Below are 2,431 nucleotides of genomic sequence, written 5' to 3'. Positions count from 1 at the left end.
TGATTATTGCATTTAACTTGTACCAACCTTGCGGTTATTTGTACCAGTGATTGCGACTAGTTTCACCACTCCTTGCGGAACAATTTACCAATATCAATAAAAACTCCTGTATACTTAGTGGGCATGCCTTTAGGCATGACATTAGAGATACAGGAGGTTTTTTTATGTTTCCATATCGAAAGATCTTGGAATTACATGGGGATGATGTTTCATTGCGTGGGATCGCTATGATGACACGTCATTCCCGTCAAAAAGTTACGGAGGTGATTCAGCTTGCGGAAAGGAAAGGGGTGAAACTACCGTTAGATGATGACATAACGGACCCTTGGTTAGAAGACTTTCTTTATCCGGAAAAAAAGCAAGAAGTGAACGGGAGACACTCAATGGATTTTGAAAGAATTCATAAGGAATTGTCCAAACCGAATGTTACATTGACACTCCTACATGATGAATATGTGAGGGAAGCACATAGTGCGAAGAAAATTCCCTATGCCTATCGCACATTCGCTGAGCATTATCATAATTATGCCATGAAACATAAAGCAACGATGCGTATTTGGCGTAAGCCAGGGGAAGTTTTAGAAGTGGATTGGGCTGGAACTACACTGTCCGTTGTTGATCCAGATACTGGCGAAAAACGAAAAGTCTATGTTTTTATCGCTACCTTACCATGTTCCCAATTATTCTACGTGGAAGGTGCATATAATATGGATCTCTTTTCATGGGTTCGGTTGCATCAACATACATTTGAATATATTGGCGGGACGCCACAGATCATTGTTCCTGACAATTTGAAAACAGGCGTCACAAAGCATACTTCTAAAGAACTGATTTTGAATAAGACGTATGCGGAAATGGCTGCTCATTATGAAACAGTCATTATGCCTGCACGTGTACGTTCACCGAAAGATAAAGCCAGTGTCGAAGGCTCCGTTAATATCGTTACGACTTGGATTATTCAGGCTTTGAGAAACGTTACGTGCTTTTCATTAGAAGAACTGAATCAAGAGATTTGGGGAAAACTAGAAACGTTAAATAATAGGCCATTTCAAAATAGACCGGGCTCAAGATGGTCGGCATTCCTGGAAGAAGAGAAATTTGCCCTTTCCCCTCTTCCGGATACGCCATACAAACTATCAACATGGCGAAAAGCAAAGGTCCGACCTGACTACCATATTACCGTTAACAGTATGTTTTACTCTGTTCCACATGAGTTAATTGGAAAAGAAGTGGAAATTAAAGTGTCATCTCATGTGATCGAAGTGTATTTCAATCACATGAGAGTAGCTTCTCATCAAATATTATATGGCAAGTTTGGGCAATTCTCCACTCTAAAGGAACATATGCCGGACAATCATCGTTTATATGTGGAGCAAACGCCTGAAGAAGCCATGAAATGGGCTGCAGAAGTTGGGCCCTTTGCTTCGCAGATAGTTACTTTTATTCTGAACCAATACAATGTGGAAAAACAAGCATTGAACGCTGTTTTCACATTAAAAAAATTAGAGCGGACTTACTCGTCTTATGAAATTGAACATGCCTGTAAATTAGTACTTGAAGCCACGAATCGACCGACGGTCAAAAGTGTGCAAACAATGATAAAGACGGTGCATAAAGAAGATGAACGCAAAGCGTCGGAAATTAATTCAGAAACAACAGATGAAAAATATGGATTCACACGTGGAGCTTCTTATTTTGGAGGGAAGAAAAATGAATCAACAAAACTATGATAAAATGAAAGCATTAAAACTATCTGGAATGGCAGAATCCTATGAGACATTATTCGCGAATCCTTCTTTTAATGAGATGAGCTTCGATGAATTACTTGGTCTCCTGTTAGATCATGAAGAAAGTGTTCGCAAAAGTAACAAACTGGACAGACTTTTAAAACAAGCCAAATTCCCTGAAAAAGCAGCTATCGAAGAAATTATTTATGATTCAGATCGCAAACTCAATAAAGATTTATTGATGAAGTTATCTACAGGGGATTATATAGCAGAAGGAAGAGACATCATATTTAAAGGTATTTCAGGCGCAGGGAAAACCTGGTTGGCCACGGCATATGGTGTACAAGCTTGCCGTCAATACTACAGAGTAAAATATACACGATTGCCGGATCTTTTAGAAGAATTTAAGATAGCTAAATATCAGGCAGATGGCAGTTATTCGAAGTTGATGAAAAAACTCATCAAGGTTGATCTTTTGATTCTGGACGAGTGGCTATTATTTGACCTTTCTAAAGAGGAAGCAACCTTATTATTGGAAATTGTTAATTCACGTTATCTCGGTAAGAAATCAAACATTTTCTGTTCTCAATTTGAAATAGAAGGATGGTACGAAAAGCTGGGAGATGGGACCCTGGCAGAAGCCATATTGGATCGTATCATTCATAATTCCTATGATATCTTTATCGACGGAGGAGTTTCCATGA

The 2,431-nt window shown here is 38.9% G+C and carries 2 protein-coding genes; both read left to right on the top strand.

The features are described 5' to 3' along the window. Positions 1-164: 164 nt before the first annotated feature. Entirely contained in the window at positions 165-1,730 is a 1,566-nt protein-coding gene (gene istA, locus ACFQ4A_RS16505; RefSeq protein ID WP_382402509.1) for an IS21 family transposase, read from the top strand. Next, a partial coding sequence (gene istB / locus ACFQ4A_RS16500) for an IS21-like element helper ATPase IstB (RefSeq protein ID WP_382402508.1) occupies positions 1,711-2,431 on the top strand: 721 nt, incomplete at its 3' end. The genes istA and istB, both read left to right, overlap by 20 nt.

The organism is Lentibacillus salinarum, assembly GCF_042679865.1.
Taxonomy (GTDB): domain Bacteria; phylum Bacillota; class Bacilli; order Bacillales; family Amphibacillaceae; genus Lentibacillus; species Lentibacillus salinarum.
Note: the sequence above shows the minus strand (reverse complement) of the source record. Positions and strands in the feature narration are given on the sequence as shown.

What these genes read in the sequence shown, in the direction of transcription:
- istA (WP_382402509.1), top strand. Translation starts at nt 165, where the DNA reads ATGTTTCCATATCGAAAGATCTTGGAATTACATGGGGATGATGTTTCA.